This is a genomic window from Cupriavidus sp. 05T42, assembly GCF_056396345.1.
In genome coordinates this window covers 226003-243150 of sequence record NZ_JBFTLH010000008.1, presented here as the reverse complement: position 1 = coordinate 243150, position 17148 = coordinate 226003, and the positions used below count along the sequence as shown (strand labels likewise).

Here is a 17148-nt window from a genome sequence, read left to right as displayed (position 1 = left end):
CATGAGCCAACTCACCCACTTCGACGCCGCCGGACAAGCCCATATGGTCGATGTCGGCAACAAGGCCAGCACCCATCGCGTGGCGGTGGCCACCGGCACCATCACCATGCAGCCGGATACCCTCGCGCTGGTGCGCGACGGCACCGCCAAGAAGGGCGACGTGCTCGGCATCGCCCGGGTGGCCGCGATCATGGCGACCAAGCGCACCTCCGACCTGATCCCCCTCTGCCATCCCATCGGCCTGACCAAGGTGGCGGTCGATTTCGCGCTGGACGAACCGAGTTCCACCATCGCCTGCGTGGTACGCACCGAAACCCACGGCCAGACCGGGGTGGAGATGGAGGCGCTGACCGGCGTGCAGGTGGCCCTGCTCACCATCTACGACATGTGCAAGGCAGTGGACCGGGGCATGGTGATGGGCAACGTGAAGCTGCTGGAAAAGCATGGCGGGAAGTCGGGGGATTGGGTGGCGGGCTGATTTGTCGCCCCGTGTCTCCCGTTGTCCCCCGTTGTCCCGCCCGTAATAAAGGTAACGCCGCATTTCCAAGCCCCCCGCGCCGGCGCCACTTCCGGAAAATTGGTATTGAATTACCAGCAAGGCCCGGCGCCGCCCGTCCACGGATCGGGCGGGTCGAGCGTTGAGGGTTAGGTAACAGGTCACAACGCCGGAAACGCCGCTTTCGGGATGTCGCCGGCACGCATGCAGCACATTGGGTAGGGGTACACATCATGAACGGGCGCAAGCTTTGCCAGATCGCCCTGGCTTTCGCGGCGGTGGCCTCGGCCGCTGTCAGCACGTCGGCCATGGCCGGCGGCCACTACCACGGGGGGCGCGCGCGCGTCGGCGTGGGCGTCTACGTGGGACCGGGCTGGGGAGGATGGGGACCCGGCTGGGGTCCAGGCTGGGGGCCCGGTTGGGGACCCTATGCCTATGGCCCCTACTACGGGCCCGGCTACTATCCGCCCGCCGTCGTCGCGGTGCCGGCGCCGAATCCGCCGCAGTACATCGAACAGGGCGCGGATGGCAATCCGGTGCCCGCGCCATCGGCCAGCGGCGCGCCGAATGACTCGCCCAACGCCTGGTGGTACCACTGCGATTCGCCCGAGGGCTTCTACCCGTACGTCCGCGAGTGTCCCACCGGCTGGCAGCGGGTGCCGCCGACGCCGTCTTCGTCCACCACGCCGCAGGGCCGTGTTCCGGGAGCGACGTCATGAATCCGCGCATCCTTCCCCTGTTGCTGGCGGGCACGCTGGGCCTTGGCGCCTGCGCGGTCATGCCGTCCGGCCCGAGCGTGATGGCGCTGCCGGGCACCGGCAAGACCTTCGACCAATTCCGTGGGGATGACTACAACTGCCGCCAGTTCGCATTCGGTCAGGTGGGCGGCGTAAGCGCCCAGCAGGCATCGAACACGGCCGCCGTGGGCAGCGCGGCCATCGGCACGGCACTCGGCGCAGCGGCCGGGGCGGCCTTCGACGGCGGTTCGGGCGCGGCCATCGGCGCCGGCGTGGGCCTGCTCACTGGCGCCGCCGTGGGGGCCGGGAACTCGTATAACGCGGGATATGGCTCGCAGCGGCAGTACGACGCCGCCTACGTCCAGTGCATGTACGCCAGCGGCAACCGCGTGCCGGTCTACGGGCAGATGGTGTCCACGCCGCGCGCCACCAGCTACGCGGCGCCGCCGTCGAACTACCAGCCCTACTATCCTCCGCCCCCGCCGCCCGGTTACGTGCGCTGACGGCTTCGGCCCTGGCTGGGTTTCGGCTCAGCCGTGGCCCTGCCGGGCGCGTACGCGCACCCAGGCGCAGAAGTCGCGCGGACGGTGCGCGTCGGCCATTTCCTCGCAGGCGTTGTCCAGCGTGTTGAACTGCGCGGCTTCGTCGCCCTGATAGTAATAGCGCAGGCGATCCATCCACAGCCGCGCGCGCTCCGGCTGGCCGGTCAGCGCCAGCAGCCACGCGGTGCGGCCGATCAGGTTCGGGGTGGGCAGCAGGTGCAGCGCGTCGAGGTGCGCGGGTAGCAATTCAACGGCATTCTGGGCGGTGATGACAGTCCGCTCGACGGCTTCCGAGGCGGCGTGCTGGCGGAACCAGTGGCGCGGCATCGGCAGGCCATCGCGCCGTTCATCGCTCGCATACTCGCGCGCCTCCACGCGACGGTAGTCCTGCCAGAGCGTGGTCAGGATGATGGCCGAGAGCGCGACGAAGGCGATGCCGATGACCATCGGCACCGGCTTGGGGACTCGCCATTTGCCGAAGCCGGACGGCTCCAGCCATCCCAGCAGGAAGCAGAACGGCAGGAAGAAGTAGAGGTAATGGAGCGGGTATTCGAGCATCGAATGCGCGCCGACCATCGCCAGCCAGAGCAGGATCACCACGGTCTGCGGGCGCTCCGCCGACGTCGCGCGCCAGAGGCGACTACGCACCACACGCCCCAGCCACGCCAGCAGCAGCACCCCCACGCCCGCCGTCCCCGTCAAACCCGTCTTCGCCAGCAGATCGAGCACGGCGTTGTGGGCGTGCAGGGACATCTCGGCCGTCACGCGCAGTTGCGACATCTGCTGGAACTGCGCCCAGCCGAACTCCCCGTAACCCACGCCGAGCAGCGGATGCGAGCGGAACATGGCGATGGCATGCGCCCACAGCGCGCCGCGTGCCGAGACCTGATCGCCGGCCTTCAGTTGCGCGACGGTATCGAACAATCGCCAATCGAATGCCTGCCCGGCGCTCTTGATGACCGGCTGCAGCACCACGATGCCGACGACCAACAGCACGGCGGCGAGCACCAATCCGGGCGGGCGCGCCATCGGATTCGGCCCGCGCCGCTCGCCGCGCGCCATCGCGGCGGCGATCAGGGCGTAGACGACGGCCAGCCCTACGTGGACAAGGCCCGTGCGCGAGCCGGTCAGCGCGATACCCGACTCGAGCAGCAGCACGGCGGCCAGCCAAGCCGCAAACCCGAGCCGCGCCCGCCGCGCCAGCCACATCGCGGCAACCAGGCCAAAGCCGTGGATCGTCGCCTGATGGTTGGGCTGGTTCAGGTTGCCCCACAGCCGGCGGTTGGTGTCGTAGAAATATTCCGAAACGAGGCCGAACATCTGGTCTTCCATATGGAAGACCTGGATCCACTGGGCCAACGTGCCGAGCAGCCCGGCGACGAGGAAGGTAATGGCGAGGGCATCGACAATCTCGGCCCGTTCCTCGGTGGAAAACCCCTGCCCGAGACGCCACGCGGCGACCATCATGGCCGCGCCGAGGGCGAGGACGATCTGGGTGGTGGAGCGGCTGCCGGTGATGTCGGGCATGCCGGCGGCGGACTGGATGATTGTCGTCAGGATCAGCCAGAGCGGCAGCAGGACGATCCAGGGGACTTGGGGGGTGTCTGGCGAACGCCGAAAGGCCAGCAGGCAGACCAGCGCGACACCGAGCACGCCGGCCATCCATTCGCCGTAGAAGGTGGCGAGCGGAAGCGTGTGCTTCGAAACCAGCAGCGGGAGGGTAAAGGCGGCGATGATCGCCGACCCCGGAAGCAAAGCCCTGGATGGCGGCATGCGGGCGCGAGGGGAAGGAAAGGCGCCATGATAGCTTGGCGGCTTGGGGAAGCAGGAAAAGAAAAAGCGCCCGAAGGCGCTTTTTCAAGCTTCAGACATCAGGCGAGGGAAAGGCTCGCTGATGGCTTGATATTAAATCGCCTGGCCAATCGGGCAACCCGAAGGAGCGTAGCTGGCTTTCCAACCAGCGTTGTTGCTAGCTGTAACGAAGCAGCGCCACGTACCAGTATCTTGGCGCTGCCAGTTGATGGTGGCACCTGCCACGGAAGGGCTAGCATTCTTGTTGGTGCCTGCGTCCGTGGTCAGCGTCGACGACCAGACAAATGCGCCGGTGTTCACGTTAGCGGGCACATTCGGATCGGCATACAGATTCGACTGAACAAAGCCAATATCGGCCAAGGCGGCAACCGCGGCGCCGTTGCTCAGACGATCTTCAAATGCCGTCTTGTACGCGCCCATTTCGCTGACTGCACGTGCCACCTGCGTACGCGCCGTGTAATCCTGATATTGCGGAATCGCGATAGCAGCCAGGATACCGATGATCGCAACCACGATCATCAGTTCGATCAGCGTGAAACCCTTCTGAGCTTGGCGGCCCAGTTTTTTGATTTGTTGTACCCGTTGCATAAGGATTGACCCCTCGATGAGATTTTCGTTACAGAAAGAAACATCTGCTTGCATGTGATGCATTACCCCTAAAGCAGGGAGTGTGCCAGGCCAGCAAATGCCGATAATCTCATGCGGGAGTGACAAAATTTGGCCGATCTACGATTCCAAGGGACGGCCAATCAACAAAATTTGTMACATTTTGTGTCTGCGGGACTGCCAAAGTTTTGCACTTTGAGGCGGGCGGGACGGGCTATGCCTCTGGGGTGTACCCCCACCGATACCGACATGCCTTTGGACGCACATTTTCGCGCGCGTTCGAATAACAGTCCCAAGACGCCGCGCCGCCGCCAGCGTAGCCTTCAGACGGTTTGCCGGTCCCACTTAACTCAAGCTCCACGAACTTGCCCCGGAGCAGCGGCGACGCGTCCTCGCGGAAGTACGCCCGGAGAAAGCACCCGCCGCCGTCTGAGACCTGGCCCATGCGCTGGGCCACCACGCGCTCCACGTACTTTCCGTTTATGGTTTCAGCGGGCGGCAAAGCGGTATCGTTCTCCCCGGTGTTGTCAGGACATTGAGAGGACAAGACATAGGTCTCCAGCACCGAGACCTTCAACCCACCCAGCAAGTACAGTCCCTCGGCAAACTGGGCCCGCGCCACGTACGCGCGGTACTGCGGCAGGGCGAGGCTGGCCAGGATGCCGATGATCGCCACCACGATCATCAGCTCGATCAGCGAAAAGCCCGCCCGCCGTGGAAGGCGCTTGCGGCGATCCATGGCGCACCGCCTCAGGCCGAGGTGGAACTCGATCCCCGCACGCTGCAGGACTTCGGCATCAGCTTGTGGTCCACGTTGGAGAAGCAATCCCAGGTGAACGAGCCCTCGGAGCCCTTCAGTTCCAACTCCACATGCTTGCCGGCCAGCGCCTGCGAGACGTCACTCCGGAACCGGGCCGTGATCACGCAACCGCCGGAGTCGCCCACCACGCCATTGGCCTTGGTTTCCACCGATGCCACATACCGGCCATTGATGGTCGAACTCAGCGGCAGGCCGGAGTTATTGGCCGTCTTGTTGTCCGGGCACGACCCGGAGCTGACGTAGGCCTCCACCAGCGACGTCTTCAGGCCCGATGCCAGCGTCAGCGCCTCGGCGAACTGGGCCCGCGCCACGTAGTCGCGGTACTGCGGAATGGCAAGGCTGGCCAGAATGCCGATGATCGCCACAACGATCATCAGTTCGATCAGCGTGAAGCCGGCGCGCATGGTCCGGCGCACAAGACGGCCAGACCGCCGTGGATAAGTGTTGGTGTGTTGCATAGGACCCCCTTTCTGGTTGTCGTCATCGACGCGATGACTGGGGTCGTATGCTGTGGCGGGCTGCGCGCTACAAATTTGATCGCGCGCAAGCCGCCGGACGTTGATTCACTCTGATGGAAATGCACCATAAATGGCGCATTTCGGCCCGATTTTTTCGATGCTGACCGAGGCTGGGAGCGGTCCCACCCCCGGTCAGCCGCCGTCATCAGATCAGGCCGGCGCCGCCGCAGCCGCCGCCACGTGGCTGCACGCCTTGGGCAGGTACTTCCGTTCAGCGCCCGATTCGCACTGCCACGCCACGGCACCCTGGTCCGCGCCGGTCATGCGCAGCGTCAGGGACTTGCCGACCAGCCCCTTGGCGATGCCAGCGTCCTTGAAGTTGGCGACGATGGTGCAGCCGCCCGCGGCCGTGGGCGTGCCGCCCGTGACCACGCTCTTGATGTACGTCCCGGCAATGCTGGTCGCCAGTGGGATCCCGTCCGCCGCCCCGCTGGCGTTGCTGGGGCAGGTGCCGCCGTACGAGAACGTTTCGATCACCGCCGGCTTCTGCCCCGACGCCAGGCTCAGTCCCTCGGCGAACTGCGAGCGCGCCACGTAGTCCTGATACTGTGGAATGGCGACCCCGGCGAGGATGCCGATGATCGCCACCACGATCATCAGTTCGATCAGCGTGAAGCCGCGATGGCGGCGTGCGGAAGGCTTGCGTTGCATATTGACCCTTTTCATGGTGATGGTTGATGTCCGTGCCGCGCGACGTTGCGCACCGGCACGGCACCCATGATCGGGAGGTCAGCCCCCTACTCCGATTGATCTCCGACAATTCCCACAGGCTTGTGGGAATTGCTTGGAAATCCACAGGAATTCGTGGCGCGGGCGCCCACAGCGCCCTGTTGTAGCGGCGCCACCAAAGAAAAACGGGCGGCCAGATCGGCCGCCCGTTTCAGGCATGACGAGACTGCAATGCAGAGGCGTCAGGCCACCTGCGCGCTCCGGCGCTTGAGCAGCTTGCCCACCAGCACCACCAGCACGGCCCCGACCAAGCCAAACACCAGATGGGCGTGCGGCACATGCACCTGGAACCACTCTGCATCCACGGGGTCGCTCACCAGCATCTCGCCGGCCAGGTAGCCCAGCAGCGCGGCGCCCAGCACGATGATGAGCGGGAAGCGCTCCATCACCTTCAGCAGGATGGTGCTGCCGAACACAATCAGCGGAATCGACAGGCCCAGGCCCAGCACCAGCAGCATCAGCTGGCTGCCTTCGGGGCCCTTCTGGGCGGCGGCGGCCACGGCCACCACGTTGTCCAGCGACATCACCAGGTCGGCAATCAGGATGGTGCGGATGGCTTGCCAGATGTTGTCCTTGGCGTCGTGGCCTTCCTCGCCGTCATCACCGGTCAGCAGTTGCACGCCGATGTAGACCAGCAGGATGGCGCCGACGATCTTCAGGTACGGCAGCGTCAGCAGCTTCACGGCGGCCACGGTCAGCACCACGCGCATGATGATGGCGGCGGCGCTGCCCCAGAAAATGGCTTTCTTTTGCTGGGCCGGCGGCAGATTGCGCGAGGCGAGCGCGATCACCACGGCGTTGTCGCCGGACAGCACGATATTGGTCAGGATGATGGATCCCAGCGCAATCCAAAATGCGCTGCTCGACAGCAATTCCACGGCAAGACTCCTCGAATTTCTAGGTTTATTCCACGTTCGCCAACCGCCCGGCAGGCGGCGCCACTGCGAACTTTTGGATGTCTGAACTTACAGACATGGAGATGTATCGCACGAACCTTACKATTCGGTTTCAACCTTCCGGCAGGCGGCTCGGGAAATACCCTAGGTCAGCGTCTCGCCAGAATGACATTGCCCCCGGGCGAGCGGGGGCAATGCGATGCAATCACCACACGCCAGGCGCCCGAATCGGCACGCCATGGCGCGGGAAGTGACGCATKATTTACAGCATCGCCTTCAGCAGGCGGGCCATCTCCGACGGGTTCTTGGTCACCGTGATACCGCAGGCTTCCATGATTTCCAGCTTGGCCTGGGCGGTGTCCGCACCACCCGAGATCAGCGCGCCGGCGTGGCCCATGCGCTTGCCCGGGGGCGCCGTCACACCGGCGATGAAGCCAACCACCGGCTTCTTCATGTTGTCCTTGATCCAGTGCGCGGCGTTGGCCTCGTCCGGGCCGCCGATCTCACCGATCATGACCACGGCGTCCGTGTCGGGATCGTCGTTGAACATCTTCATCACGTCGATGTGCTTCAGGCCGTTGATGGGGTCGCCACCAATGCCCACGGCCGACGACTGGCCCAGGCCCAGCGCGGTCAGCTGGCCCACGGCTTCGTACGTCAGCGTGCCCGAGCGCGACACCACGCCGATGCGGCCCTTGCGGTGGATGTGACCCGGCATGATGCCGATCTTGATCTCGTCCGGCGTGATCAGGCCCGGGCAGTTCGGACCCAGCAGCAGGGTCTTCTTGTTCTGCTTACGCATCTTGTCCTTGACTTCCATCATGTCGCGGACGGGAATGCCTTCGGTGATGCAGACCACGAGGTCCAGATCGGCGTCAACGGCTTCCCAGATGGCGGCGGCAGCGCCGGCGGGCGGCACGTAGATCACCGACACGGTCGCGCCGGTCGCCTGCTTGGCGTCCTTCACGCTCGCGTAGATGGGAATGCCCTCGAAATCCTCGCCGGCCTTCTTCGGGTTCACGCCCGCCACATAGGCGTTCTTGCCGTTCGCGTAGTCGCGGCAGCCACGGGTGTGGAACTGGCCGGTCTTGCCGGTAATCCCCTGGGTGATGACCTTGGTATCTTTGTTAATCAGAATCGACATGCTGTAATCCTTTGCTTGGCGTCGCGCGGCGCGGGCAGGGCCTGCGCACCGCGCGCTTGCATTTGTTGGCGTATCGGCTTCGGCTTACTTGCCAGCGGCAGCGGCCACAACCTTCTGGGCGGCTTCTTCCATCGTGTCCGCCGAGATGATCGGCAGGCCCGACTCGGCCAGCATCTTCTTGCCCAGGTCTTCGTTGGTGCCCTTCATGCGGACGACCAGCGGCACGCCCAGCTGCACAGCCTTCGAAGCGGAGATCACGCCTTCGGCGATCACGTCGCAGCGCATGATGCCGCCGAAGATGTTGACCAGGATGGCCTCCACGTTCGGGTTGCTCAGCATCAGCTTGAAGGCTTCGGTCACCTTCTCGGTGGTGGCACCGCCGCCCACGTCCAGGAAGTTGGCCGGCTCGCCGCCGAACAGCTTGATGGTGTCCATGGTGGCCATGGCCAGGCCGGCGCCGTTCACCAGGCAGCCGATGTTGCCGTCCAGCGAGATGTAGGCCAGGTMGAACTTCGAGGCCTCGATTTCGTTGGCGTCTTCTTCGTCCAGGTCACGGTAGGCCACGATTTCCGGGTGACGGAACATCGCGTTGGAGTCGAAGTTGAACTTCGCGTCCAGAGCGATCACCTTGCCGTCGCCGGTCAGGATCAGCGGGTTGATTTCGGCCAGCGAAGCGTCGGTTTCCCAGAACGCCTTGTACAGGCCTTGCAGTGCCTGGCGCGCTTGCGGCACGCTGGCGTCCGGCACGCCGATCTTGCGGGCGATGTCGTCGGCTTCGGCGTCCTGCAGGCCCACGGCCGGGTCCACGATCAGCGTGTGGATCTTTTCCGGGCTGTGCGCAGCCACTTCCTCGATGTCCATGCCGCCTTCGCTGGAGGCCATCAGGGCCACCTTTTGCGAGACACGGTCCACCACCAGCGACACGTACAGTTCCTTCTTGATGTCAGCGCCTTCTTCGACCAGCAGGCGGTTGACCTTCTTGCCTTCCGGACCGGTCTGGTGCGTCACCAGTTGCATGCCCAGGATGTTGGTGGCGTAGGTCTTGACGTCCTCGATGCTCTTGGCCACCTTCACGCCGCCGCCCTTGCCGCGGCCGCCTGCGTGGATCTGTGCCTTGACGACCCACACCGGACCGCCGAGCTGCTCAGCCGCCTTCAGGGCTTCTTCAACCGAGAAAGCCGGGATGCCGCGCGGAACCGGCACATTGTATTTGCGCAGGATTTCCTTGCCTTGATACTCATGGATATTCATGCGTGTTTCCTTTCGGGTAGGCGTAAAGGGATGGGAAAAATGGGGGAGACGACTCGTCTCTCGCTGTTCCTGTGGGCGGACCGTGACGGTCAGCCCGAGGTTCCGTTGGGCCGGTGGGCCAGGGTGTCGTCGCCCGATGCCGGAGCATCGACGCGTGACGCGGTCTGGGACGATGACGCCGCAGCGCCGGCCTTCGGTGCCGGCTGGTAGCCATACCAGCGCGGGTAAAACTGGCGAACCACCTCGCCCTCGAAATGGAGCGCGTGGCATCCATGGAGCTGGTAAGGCGGTTCGGGATTCGGATCGTTGACGGTGGCGCCGTCGCGCACATTGAAGACATCGCCGGCAAACGCCTGGATGGCGGCGGTCGGCAGCACGCCGGCGAGCTCCGTCAGGTGGGTGCAGCCGGACACGCCGGACAGCCGCTCGCGCACCGCCTTGCGGAAGCCCTTTGTCAGGTTCAGGCCGATCAGCTTCCGGTAGGCCGGGCCGATCGTGTCGCAATGCGTCGGATACGGCACCCAGTCTGAGCAGGCTTCAGCATCCACCACGTTCATGCGGAGGTCGATCGTCACGCGCAGCCAGAGGTCGTGCAGCGGCTGGCCGATGGGGCGAATGCCGCCGCCGGCGAGTTCGATGTCACGTGGCTTGGTGTCGGTAAGGCGGGCCTCGATGTCCCACAGACCGTCTTCCCGCGCATACGCTTCCGCCGTGATGGCACGGCGATGACGCAAGGTGCGGTTGGCAGGCGGGGAAAGTGGCATGACAGCTGGGGCTGACGCGGGATGTTGAGGTGTGACCGGGGGCAAACGTCACGGCCGGGGCGGGACGGCCGACAGCCGCACGGCCGCCAAGGCCGGAAAACCGGGAGAGTTTAACATGCCGCGCCGCTTTGACCGGGAACATCCTGCGATACGGAATGTCGGGGGCGAATTGTTGCGCCGGTGACAACGTCGAACCACGGCGCGACAAGGGCTGGCGGGCGGCCATCGTATCCGGCGGCACGGTCGGTGGTGCGGCGCCGCAACGTTAGGCGCCGGATCACAAAATCCCTGTTGCGCACGCAGGTATACAGTGGTCTACGTGGCGTAATCGACACGTTGTTGCCATCTCACTCGTCATCTTCCGCGCCGCGGATGATCTTGCCGACCACGGCGCGCGAGAAGCCGCGCGCGACCATGAAGCGGATCTGCTTGGCCTTGGCCTCCGGAGAATCCGGGGCGGTGCCGAAGCGCTTGCGCCAGACCTCCCGGGCCCGCTCGACCTCGGTGTCCCGCAGGCGGTCCTGGAGGTCATGCAGTTGTTCATTGCCGAGCTGATGGGTCTTGGCCTCCTGCATCACCCGGGCGGCGCCATAGCGGCTGGCGCGGCGATGGACCAGGCTATCGACGAAGCGGTCGTTGGAGAGCCAGTTCTCGCGCTCGAGCGCGTCGAGCAGGGTATCCACCTCCTCGGGCGTCTCGGCGTGCGGCGCCAGCTTGCGCCGCAGTTCGGCGCGGCTGTGCTCGCGGCGCGACAGGTAGCCAACGGCGCGGGCCTTCAGCGAGAGCGGGGGGCGGGAGCCAGCCATCAGGGGGTCATCGACAGTGCAGTACCCATAAAAAAAGCCGCCGCACGATCTGCGACGGCTTCCGAGGGGCGGAGAAAGCTCCGCCTCAGCCTTCGATTTCGGCCGGCGCGCTGACGACAGCGGCGTTCATCGCCACCACGCCCAGCGCCGCACGGACCTTGTTCTCGATCTCAGCGGCGATGTCAGGGTTCTCGCGCAGGTATTCGCGCGCGTTGTCCTTGCCCTGGCCGATCTTTTCGCCGTTGTAGCTGTACCACGCGCCCGACTTCTCGACGATCTTGGCATCCACGCCGAGGTCAATGATCTCGCCCTGACGGGAAATGCCCTGGCCGTAGAGGATGTCGAAGAATGCCTCGCGGAACGGCGGCGACACCTTGTTCTTCACCACCTTGACCTTGGTCTCGTTGCCGATGACGTCGTCGCCCTTCTTGATCGAGCCGATGCGGCGGATGTCCAGGCGCACCGAGGCGTAGAACTTCAGCGCATTGCCGCCGGTGGTCGTTTCAGGTGAACCAAACATCACACCGATCTTCATACGAATCTGGTTGATGAAGATCACCAGGCAGTTGGTGCGCTTGATGGTGCCGGTCAGCTTGCGCAGCGCCTGGCTCATCAGGCGGGCCTGCAGGCCGGGCAGCGAATCGCCCATTTCGCCCTCGATTTCGGCCTTCGGCACCAATGCGGCCACCGAGTCGATCACGATCAGGTCGATCGAGCCCGAGCGCACCAGGGCGTCGGTAATTTCCAGGGCCTGCTCGCCGGTGTCCGGCTGGGAGATCAGCAGTTCACCCACGTTCACGCCCAGCTTGCCGGCGTAGTTCACGTCCAGCGCGTGTTCCGCGTCGATAAAGGCGCAGGTGCCGCCCAGCTTCTGCATCTCGGCCACCACCTGCAGCGTCAGCGTGGTCTTGCCCGACGATTCCGGACCATAGATCTCCACCACGCGGCCGCGCGGCAAGCCGCCGACGCCCAGCGCGATATCGAGCCCCAGCGAGCCGGTCGACACCACTTCGATGTCCTTTTCGATCTCGCCATCGCCCAGACGCATGATCGAGCCCTTGCCGAACTGCTTCTCGATCTGGGAGAGCGCGGCGGCAAGCGCCTTCTGCTTCTCAGCGCTCACGCCGGCGCCGGCCTTCTTGTCGTCCATGGTCGTCCTTCAGTCAATGGTGTATAAATAGGCCGCATGCGGCGCGACGCCTGATTTTTAAGCGATTTCCGACGGAAATCGGCCTGAAAAGTGATCTGGCGTGCGACCCGACCCCGCTGCCCACAAGGCAGCCTGCGGAATGTCGGGTACTGTATAAAAAAACAGTATGCTTGGCAAGCCCCACCGGTTCCGCAACCGCGTGGCGTGCGATGCTGGCAACAGGGTGGAGACAACCATGCGCATTCTGATTGCGGAAGATGACGACGTGCTGGCAGACGGGCTCACGCGCTCGCTGCGGCATTCCGGCTACGCCGTCGACCACGTCGCCAACGGCGTGGAAGCCGATTCGGCCCTGTCGACCCAGCATTTCGACCTGCTGATCCTGGACCTCGGCCTGCCCCGCATGCCCGGCCTGGAGGTGCTCAAGCGCCTGCGCACGCGCGGCGCGATGCTGCCGGTGCTGATCCTGACCGCCGCCGATGGCGTGGACGAGCGGGTCAAGGGCCTGGACCTGGGCGCCGACGACTACATGGCCAAGCCCTTCGCGCTGTCCGAGCTGGAGGCGCGCGTGCGCGCGCTGGTCCGGCGCGGCGCGGGCGGCGGCGCCACGCTGATGCGCCACGGGCCGCTGGCCTTCGACCAGGTCGGCCGCATCGCCTATCTGAACGAGCAGATGCTGGACCTGTCCGCACGCGAGATCGGCCTGCTGGAGATCCTGCTCACGCGCAGCGGGCGGCTGGTTTCCAAGGAACAGCTGGTGGACCACCTCTGCGAGTGGGGCGAGGAAGTCAGCAACAACGCCATCGAGGTCTATGTGCACCGGCTGCGCAAGAAGATCGAAGTGGGTGGCATCCGCATCGCCACGGTGCGCGGCCTGGGTTACTGCCTGGAGAAGTTCCAGCCGGTGATGGCGGCGCATGGCTGATCCGGGGGCGGCATGCGCCTGCTGAGACTGCGCTGGGGCCGCCCGCCGGCCCTGCCCCCCCTGCCCAACTCGCCGCCGCCCCTGCCGACCCTGGCCGACGCCGCGGCGGAGGACGCCGCGCTGGCCGACGCCCTGCCGCACCTGGAAGAATCGTCCGCCCATCCCTCCCCGCGCTCGCTGTTCGGCGAGATCCTCGACTGGATGCTCGCCCCGCTGCTGCTGCTCTGGCCGATGAGCATTGCGGTCACCTACCTCGTCGCCAAATCCATCGCCAACGGTCCGTTCGACCGCGCGCTGGAGGCCAGCGCCATCGTGCTGTCCCAGCAGGTGCGCGAGGTGAACGGCCGCGTGACGCTGCAGCTGCCGCTCTCCGCGCGCGAGATCCTGCGGGCCGACGAAACCGACAATATCTATTACCAGGTGGTGGGCAAGCGCGGCGAGTACGTGGCCGGCGACCACGATCTGCCGCTGCCGTCCGAGGAGGACCAGGGCCATGCCGGGCTGGTGTCCCTGCGCGACGACCGCGTGGCCGGCAACGACGTACGCGTGGCCTATACCTATGTCGACCTGAAAAGCGCCGGCTCCCAGCCGGTGCTGGTGCAGGTGGCCGAGACGCTCGACAAGCGCGCGCGGCTGGYCAACGAAATCATCAAGGGCGTGATCCTGCCGCAGTTCGTGATCCTGCCGCTGGCCGTGGTGCTGGTCTGGTTCGGCCTCACGCGCGGGCTGGCGCCGCTGACCGCGATCCAGCAGCGCATCCGGGCGCGCAACCCCGGCGATACGAGCCCCATCGACGAGACCGCCGCGCCGCAGGAGATCACGCCGCTGGTGGCATCGTTCAATGACCTGCTGGCGCGACTGGACCAGTCCGTGCAGACGCAGAAGCGCTTTATCGCCGATGCCGCGCATCAGATGAAGACGCCGCTGGCCGGGCTGCGCATGCAGGCCGAGCTGGCGCAGCGCGAGCAGTCGCCCGAGGAATTGCGCCGCTCGCTGGCGCAGATCGCCGGCAGTTCCGAACGCACCGCGCACCTGGTGACGCAGCTGCTTTCGCTGGCGCGCATGGAGAACCTGGCCGGCGCGGGCGGCATGGCGCCGCTGGACCTCACCGCGCTGGCGCGTGAGGTGGTCAAGGACTGGCTGCCGCAGGCGTGGGCGCGCCGCATCGACCTGGGGCTGGAAGCCGACGACCACCCGGTGACCATCACCGGCAACCGCCTGATGCTGACCGAGATGCTCAACAACCTGCTGGACAACGCGATCCGCTACACGCCGTCCGGCGGCCATGCCACCGTGCGCGTGGCCGCCGACCCGTTCGAGCCGTTCGCCTATCTCGATGTGGAGGACACCGGGCCGGGTATCGCCCCGTCCGAGCGCGAACGGGTGATGGAGCGCTTMTACCGCGTGCTCGGCACCAATACCGAGGGCAGCGGGCTGGGCCTCGCCATCGTGCGCGAGATCGTGCAGCAGCATGGCGGCGAGGTGGCCATCGACGATCACGTTTACCAGCCGTCGCCCCGGCTGGCCGGCACGCGGCTGCGCGTGACACTGCGCCGCGCCCAGAACGGCACCGGCACCGGGGAGCCGGCATGAGAAAGCCCCCGCGCGACCGCATGTCGCCGCAGGAGCGCCGCGCGTGGCGCCACAACCGGCGCTGGATCGGCGCGCTGCTGGTAGTGTGGTTCGTGGTGTCGTTCGTGGTGAGCTGGTACGCGCGAGAGCTGCGCTTCGACTTCTTCGGCTGGCCCTTCTCGTTCTGGGTGGGCGCCCAGGGGGCGCTGATCGTCTACGTGGCGATGGCCGCGCTCTACGCCTGGCGCATGAACCGCGCCGACCACGAGTTCGAACCTGACGGCCACCCTGCCCCGCCGGCCGGGGCCGAAGCCGTCCCGCACGTCGCTCCACCTCCCCCGCAAGCCCCTGCCGGGGCCGATGCTGCATAGCAAGATTCCCGCCCCGCCGTACCGCGTGGCCCGCCCGGTGCCGCGCCCAACCGCAGCGCAGCAACCCGGGCGCCTCGGGGGAAGTTCCGCCCGCTAGCGTATACCCCGACGATTTAGGCGCCATTCCCGTCATTTCTGTCAGAACGCAGTAAGTTTCACCTCCCACAATCCTCTTCAACTTCGATGCAGCGGTCCGCACACGCGTGGCCGCTGACAACGGGGAACCTTTCGATGAGACGGAGGAGACAATAATGGCAAACGCGCAAAACGTGGCAGTGCCGGGGGGCGGTGCACAAAACACGCCGATGACGCGCGAAGAGAGGAAGGTCATCCTGGCCTCTTCGCTCGGCACGGTATTCGAGTGGTACGACTTCTACCTGTACGGTTCGCTGGCGGCGGTCATCGCCAAGCAGTTCTTCGCGGGCCTGGACCCGACCTCGGCGTTCATCTTCGCGCTGCTGGCCTTCGCGGCGGGCTTCCTGGTGCGCCCGTTCGGCGCGCTGGTGTTCGGCCGCCTGGGCGACATGATCGGCCGCAAGTACACGTTCCTGGTCACCATCCTGATCATGGGCCTGTCCACCTTCCTGGTGGGCCTGCTGCCCGGCTACGCCACCATCGGCTGGGCGGCCCCGATCATCCTGATCGCGCTGCGCATGCTGCAGGGCCTGGCACTCGGCGGCGAGTACGGCGGCGCGGCTACGTACGTGGCGGAGCACGCCCCGCACGGCAAGCGCGGCGCGTACACGGCCTGGATCCAGACCACCGCGACGATGGGCCTGTTCCTGTCGCTGATCGTGATCCTGCTGACGCGCGAGCTGACCGGCCCGAACTTCGACGTCTGGGGCTGGCGTATCCCGTTCCTGCTCTCGATCCTGCTGCTCGGCATGTCGGTCTACATCCGCCTGTCGATGAGCGAATCGCCGGCGTTCCAGAAGATGAAGGCCGAGGGCAAGACCTCCAAGGCTCCGCTGACCGAGGCATTCGGCCAGTGGCGCAACATGAAGATCGTGATCCTGGCGCTGCTGGGGCTGACCGCCGGCCAGGCCGTGGTCTGGTACACGGGCCAGTTCTACTCGCTGTTCTTCCTGACGCAGGTGCTGAAGGTTGACGCCAAGACGGCCAATCTGCTGATCGCCGGCGCACTGGTGATCGGTACGCCGTTCTTCATCTTCTTCGGCTCGCTGTCTGACAAGATCGGCCGCAAGTGGATCATCATGATCGGCTGCGCCATCGCCGTGCTGACCTACTTCCCGCTGTTCAAGGCGCTCACGCACTACGCCAACCCGGCGCTGGAGCGTGCCCAGCAGACCGCGCAGATCGTGGTCACGGCCGACCCGAAGACCTGCTCGTTCCAGGGCAGCCCGATCGCCCGCGAAATCGACTTCCGCAGCTCGTGCGACATCGTCAAGCGCACGCTGGCCCAGGCATCGGCCAGCTATGAAGTGATCGACGCCCCGGCCGGCACGCCTGCCTCGGTGAAGATCGGCGACAAGGAGATCAAGGCGTTCGACGCCACCGTCGTGAAGGGCGCGTTCGACGACGAGAGCAAGGGGAGGATCGCCGCGTTCAAGAAGGAAGTGTCCGGCTCGATGGCCTCCCACGGCTATCCGACCAAGGCTGACCCGGCCCAGATGAACACGATCATGGTGCTGGTGATCCTGGTCATCCTGGTGATCTACGTGACGATGGTGTACGGCCCGATCGCTGCGATGCTGGTGGAGATGTTCCCGACGCGGATCCGCTACTMGTCGATGTCGCTGCCGTATCACATCGGCAACGGCTGGTTCGGCGGCCTGCTGCCCACCATCTCGTTCGCGCTGGTGGCCCAGAACGGCAATATCTACTACGGCCTCTGGTACCCGATCATCATCGCCGCCATGACCTTCGTGATCGGCGCGCTGTTCGTCCGCGAAACCAAGGACGTGGATATCTACGCCAACGACTGAGCCAGATTCAGATTCAGGCCAGCGCTGCGCAACCGCGCTCAGGATAGACCGGCACCGCAAAGC

At 65.6% G+C, this 17148-nt stretch carries 18 protein-coding genes; 7 read left to right on the top strand and 11 right to left on the bottom strand.

The genetic code is table 11. The features are described from left to right. Position 1: 1 nt before the first annotated feature. The 3 genes from moaC to AC1EJR_RS13700 all read left to right on the top strand — a co-directional run bounded on the left by moaC (position 2) and on the right by AC1EJR_RS13700 (position 1736). Positions 2-478, top strand: a complete 477-nt coding sequence (moaC, locus tag AC1EJR_RS13710) for a cyclic pyranopterin monophosphate synthase MoaC (protein ID WP_092292015.1) — start codon at positions 2-4, stop codon at positions 476-478. A 251-nt stretch (positions 479-729) separates the two neighbouring features. Continuing rightward, positions 730-1215, top strand: a complete 486-nt coding sequence (locus tag AC1EJR_RS13705; RefSeq protein ID WP_092292013.1) for a hypothetical protein — start codon at positions 730-732, stop codon at positions 1213-1215. Next, entirely contained in the window at positions 1212-1736 is a 525-nt protein-coding gene (locus tag AC1EJR_RS13700; RefSeq protein WP_092292011.1) for a hypothetical protein, read from the top strand. The genes AC1EJR_RS13705 and AC1EJR_RS13700 overlap by 4 nt, the downstream gene beginning before the upstream one ends. Positions 1737-1763: 27 nt before the next feature. On the opposite strand, the gene AC1EJR_RS13695 is transcribed toward AC1EJR_RS13700, so the two are convergent. From AC1EJR_RS13695 to recA, 11 genes are all read right to left on the bottom strand, one after another. Further along, complete coding sequence (locus AC1EJR_RS13695; RefSeq protein ID WP_477113360.1) at positions 1764-3548, bottom strand: PglL family O-oligosaccharyltransferase; 1785 nt, start codon at positions 3546-3548, stop codon at positions 1764-1766. Positions 3549-3680: 132 nt separating this feature from the next. Beyond that, positions 3681-4175 carry a pilin gene (locus tag AC1EJR_RS13690; RefSeq protein ID WP_441591899.1) on the bottom strand — a complete coding sequence of 165 codons (495 nt, stop codon included), beginning with the start codon at positions 4173-4175 and terminating at the stop codon, positions 3681-3683. A 232-nt stretch (positions 4176-4407) separates the two neighbouring features. Then, entirely contained in the window at positions 4408-4932 is a 525-nt protein-coding gene (locus AC1EJR_RS13685; protein ID WP_441644812.1) for a pilin, read from the bottom strand. Positions 4933-4943: 11 nt separating this feature from the next. Beyond that, positions 4944-5471, bottom strand: coding sequence for a pilin (locus AC1EJR_RS13680; protein WP_441644813.1), 528 nt, complete (start codon positions 5469-5471; stop codon positions 4944-4946). Positions 5472-5681: 210 nt separating this feature from the next. Beyond that, positions 5682-6182 carry a pilin gene (locus AC1EJR_RS13675; RefSeq protein WP_454756826.1) on the bottom strand — a complete coding sequence of 167 codons (501 nt, stop codon included), beginning with the start codon at positions 6180-6182 and terminating at the stop codon, positions 5682-5684. Positions 6183-6442: 260 nt separating this feature from the next. Beyond that, positions 6443-7138, bottom strand: coding sequence for a TerC family protein (locus AC1EJR_RS13670; RefSeq protein ID WP_092292001.1), 696 nt, complete (start codon positions 7136-7138; stop codon positions 6443-6445). A gap of 280 nt (positions 7139-7418) precedes the next feature. Beyond that, on the bottom strand, positions 7419-8300 hold the full coding sequence (gene sucD / locus AC1EJR_RS13665) for a succinate--CoA ligase subunit alpha (protein WP_092291999.1): 882 nt from the start codon (positions 8298-8300) through the stop codon (positions 7419-7421). Between the two features lie 84 nt (positions 8301-8384). Next, positions 8385-9551 carry an ADP-forming succinate--CoA ligase subunit beta gene (gene sucC / locus AC1EJR_RS13660; protein WP_477147207.1) on the bottom strand — a complete coding sequence of 389 codons (1167 nt, stop codon included), beginning with the start codon at positions 9549-9551 and terminating at the stop codon, positions 8385-8387. Between the two features lie 89 nt (positions 9552-9640). Then, complete coding sequence (locus AC1EJR_RS13655; RefSeq protein WP_092291995.1) at positions 9641-10315, bottom strand: DUF2889 domain-containing protein; 675 nt, start codon at positions 10313-10315, stop codon at positions 9641-9643. A 347-nt stretch (positions 10316-10662) separates the two neighbouring features. Further along, positions 10663-11121, bottom strand: a complete 459-nt coding sequence (gene recX, locus AC1EJR_RS13650) for a recombination regulator RecX (RefSeq protein ID WP_441591743.1) — start codon at positions 11119-11121, stop codon at positions 10663-10665. 85 nt (positions 11122-11206) lie between these two features. Continuing rightward, the gene (recA, locus tag AC1EJR_RS13645) at positions 11207-12271 is read right to left on the bottom strand and encodes a recombinase RecA (protein WP_092291991.1); all 1065 of its coding nucleotides are present in this window, start codon (positions 12269-12271) and stop codon (positions 11207-11209) included. 235 nt (positions 12272-12506) lie between these two features. On the opposite strand from recA, the gene AC1EJR_RS13640 reads away from it, so the two are divergent. The 4 genes from AC1EJR_RS13640 to AC1EJR_RS13625 all read left to right on the top strand — a co-directional run bounded on the left by AC1EJR_RS13640 (position 12507) and on the right by AC1EJR_RS13625 (position 17085). Then, a complete protein-coding gene (locus tag AC1EJR_RS13640; protein WP_092291989.1) occupies positions 12507-13196 on the top strand; it encodes a response regulator in 690 nt (229 codons plus the stop codon). 12 nt (positions 13197-13208) lie between these two features. After that, entirely contained in the window at positions 13209-14789 is a 1581-nt protein-coding gene (locus tag AC1EJR_RS13635; RefSeq protein WP_477147206.1) for a sensor histidine kinase N-terminal domain-containing protein, read from the top strand. After that, a complete protein-coding gene (locus AC1EJR_RS13630) occupies positions 14786-15139 on the top strand; it encodes a DUF4212 domain-containing protein (RefSeq protein WP_092291985.1) in 354 nt (117 codons plus the stop codon). Before AC1EJR_RS13635 ends, AC1EJR_RS13630 begins: the two co-directional genes overlap by 4 nt. Positions 15140-15390: 251 nt before the next feature. Beyond that, the gene (locus tag AC1EJR_RS13625; protein WP_477147205.1) at positions 15391-17085 is read left to right on the top strand and encodes an MFS transporter; all 1695 of its coding nucleotides are present in this window, start codon (positions 15391-15393) and stop codon (positions 17083-17085) included. Positions 17086-17148 lie beyond the last annotated feature (63 nt).

Bases quoted from the DNA above. Each gene is read 5' to 3' on its own strand.
- recA (WP_092291991.1), bottom strand. From the start codon at position 12,271: ATGGACGACAAGAAGGCCGGCGCCGGCGTGAGCGCTGAGAAGCAGAAG.
- AC1EJR_RS13680 (WP_441644813.1), bottom strand. From the start codon at position 5,471: ATGCAACACACCAACACTTATCCACGGCGGTCTGGCCGTCTTGTGCGC.
- AC1EJR_RS13690 (WP_441591899.1), bottom strand. From the start codon at position 4,175: ATGCAACGGGTACAACAAATCAAAAAACTGGGCCGCCAAGCTCAGAAG.
- AC1EJR_RS13655 (WP_092291995.1), bottom strand. From the start codon at position 10,315: ATGCCACTTTCCCCGCCTGCCAACCGCACCTTGCGTCATCGCCGTGCC.
- recX (WP_441591743.1), bottom strand. From the start codon at position 11,121: ATGGCTGGCTCCCGCCCCCCGCTCTCGCTGAAGGCCCGCGCCGTTGGC.
- AC1EJR_RS13685 (WP_441644812.1), bottom strand. From the start codon at position 4,932: ATGGATCGCCGCAAGCGCCTTCCACGGCGGGCGGGCTTTTCGCTGATC.
- AC1EJR_RS13675 (WP_454756826.1), bottom strand. From the start codon at position 6,182: ATGCAACGCAAGCCTTCCGCACGCCGCCATCGCGGCTTCACGCTGATC.
- moaC (WP_092292015.1), top strand. From the start codon at position 2: ATGAGCCAACTCACCCACTTCGACGCCGCCGGACAAGCCCATATGGTC.
- AC1EJR_RS13705 (WP_092292013.1), top strand. From the start codon at position 730: ATGAACGGGCGCAAGCTTTGCCAGATCGCCCTGGCTTTCGCGGCGGTG.
- AC1EJR_RS13630 (WP_092291985.1), top strand. From the start codon at position 14,786: ATGAGAAAGCCCCCGCGCGACCGCATGTCGCCGCAGGAGCGCCGCGCG.
- AC1EJR_RS13700 (WP_092292011.1), top strand. From the start codon at position 1,212: ATGAATCCGCGCATCCTTCCCCTGTTGCTGGCGGGCACGCTGGGCCTT.
- AC1EJR_RS13695 (WP_477113360.1), bottom strand. From the start codon at position 3,548: ATGCCGCCATCCAGGGCTTTGCTTCCGGGGTCGGCGATCATCGCCGCC.
- sucD (WP_092291999.1), bottom strand. From the start codon at position 8,300: ATGTCGATTCTGATTAACAAAGATACCAAGGTCATCACCCAGGGGATT.
- AC1EJR_RS13640 (WP_092291989.1), top strand. From the start codon at position 12,507: ATGCGCATTCTGATTGCGGAAGATGACGACGTGCTGGCAGACGGGCTC.